The sequence below is a fragment of the Endozoicomonas sp. SESOKO2 genome (assembly GCF_024606245.1).
Lineage (GTDB): Bacteria > Pseudomonadota > Gammaproteobacteria > Pseudomonadales > Endozoicomonadaceae > Endozoicomonas_A.
Window position 1 is genome coordinate 1 of sequence record NZ_JAHHPQ010000361.1, and the last position, 1,660, is coordinate 1,660.

Genomic DNA, 1,660 nt, shown 5'->3' on the forward strand with positions numbered 1-1,660 from the left:
GCCATTCAGTGATAGAAGAAGGCAGACCAACGGATGAACCCATCAATTTTGTGCATTCAACTGCTGCCTGTGGCCATGGATGAATGGCTTTCAGACTGAATTCTTGTTTAAATTGTTGCCACGGAATGACGGCCTGCAGGTGATTGCAAGCCAGGGCCAGTTTAAGGGGGGTAAAGACGGTTATAGCTGTTCCTTTTACCCAGATCTCATTGCCTGCCAGATTATAACGAGAAAGTTCTGCATTAATATCTTTATGTCCTATAAGAACGAAACCTCCCTGTTGGGCAATAGCGCCGAGTAATGTGGAGCTGGCAATGTAGACCGTGTTTCTGAAGATATCCATACTGGTTCCGGGCCCAAGCATAAATTCACCCGCTTTTGCCATTTTGCCCCGGAAAGTGTTCCCAATAACAGCAATCCTCTTTGACTGGTTCCTGATGGCAGGAAGGTTAATATTTATCACCTCATCGGGAATGTATTCGCTGGTCGGCGTGTTGATAGTAGTACCTATGGCCGTGTTATCGATGAACCGCAGGCCCGGACCCGGGCGCATTGGATGAGCCGACGCATCCAGAGGTTCTTTGCAATCAAGGTCAACTGCCGCCTGGTTAGGAAGATTGAACTCGTTGTTTTCTAAAATCAGTCTCCGATTAAAACACTCTGCGAATAAAATAGTGTCAACTGGCCTGCGATTTCCGGTTCCAGTTGGCAGGAAAGTAATGTGTCTTATATGGCTGTCTTTTGTTTTTCTAAAATGGAAGTTGTCAGTGGCTCCAGCCCTGACCATATATTTTTTATTATAAGTTGGGTGAAGCATGATAACGATTTCAAAACCGTCATCAGCAGCGCCAAGAAGATCCTGACCATCCTTCAACACTATTTCTCTTCTAATAAAGTACTTAACCTGGATTTTTTCCGTCACGGGAGAAGCTGATGGAGAAGGTGTCACTGCCTGGACAGTACCGGACGAGAAGAGTATAACGGTGTTCTCAGGAATCTGTTTTATCTTCTGGTCCAAATCATCATCCGGGTTGGGAGTGAGAACAACGCACTGTCGATTGCGAACAAGGTGGCTGTATTGTTTTAACTGCTGCTCAACTCCCGGCGTTTGCTTTGTAAGAGACTGGCAGGAAACCGTTGGAAAGGGGTTCGTGGTTGGGGATTGAGTCGTAGCCTGAGCCCGTATGTTCAATGCCTGTAACAGGAGTATAGGAGCCATCAACCTGGTCAGATAATGCTGCCGCTTGATCATATACACGACTCCCGGGAAAGTGCGATAGGAGATCGGGAAGGCTGAACGGTTCCCCCGATTGGACGACCCCGTAGCGAGAATGGCAGAAAATTGAGCATAAAATTCCGACTTGTTAAGGTGAATCGTGGATCAACTTGCTGAACTAGGAGGGATTTTTAGACCAATCTGATGTCGCCGCAGCAGAGCAGTCTATTCTTGGTCGGTCTCCCGGATGCTGTCTTCAAACTTCTGCAATGGCGCATGACCAGCTCCAAGAATAGTATAAACAGCAAGAAGTACAAAAAGAGTGAACAGCGTTCCCTGGCCAAGCCCTGCAAAGATAAAAACCCCTCTATACATCCTTGATATGGTCCCGACCTCTGTAGGGGACAATTTCGAGACAAAGCTTGATATGAAAGTGCGAATAAT

At 46.7% G+C, this 1,660-nt stretch carries 2 protein-coding genes; both read right to left on the minus strand.

Annotation, left to right across the window (positions count from 1 at the left end):
• The coding region (locus KDK17_RS08090; RefSeq protein WP_257287803.1) for a hypothetical protein at window positions 1-1,252 on the minus strand (1,252 nt) is incomplete at its 3' end.
• A 189-nt stretch (window positions 1,253-1,441) separates the two neighbouring features.
• On the minus strand, window positions 1,442-1,660 hold a 219-nt coding region (locus KDK17_RS08095; RefSeq protein ID WP_257287804.1), incomplete at its 5' end, for a hypothetical protein.